1 pseudogene is annotated in these 247 nt (G+C 53.4%); it reads left to right on the forward strand.

The window, feature by feature from the left end:
* Positions 1-247 (forward strand): annotated as a pseudogene (locus FDX22_RS23905) (ornithine decarboxylase); the annotation flags it as partial.

Here is a 247-nt window from a genome sequence, read left to right on the forward strand (position 1 = left end):
GGAGTCTGCCGCCTGTCGGTATGAGGAAGAGTTGCTGCCGCCGTTCTATGACACGCTGACCCAGTATGTTGAAATGGGGAACAGTACCTTTGCTTGTCCGGGGCACCAGCATGGTGAGTTTTTTAAGAAGCATCCGGCGGGTCGACATTTCTACGAGTTCTTTGGCGAGAACCTGTTTCGCGCGGATATGTGCAACGCTGACGTTAAGCTGGGCGATCTGCTGATTCATGAGGGATCCGCGAAACAT

The sequence above is a fragment of the Citrobacter sp. TBCS-14 genome, from assembly GCF_005280805.1.
In the GTDB taxonomy this organism is placed as follows: domain Bacteria; phylum Pseudomonadota; class Gammaproteobacteria; order Enterobacterales; family Enterobacteriaceae; genus Citrobacter; species Citrobacter gillenii.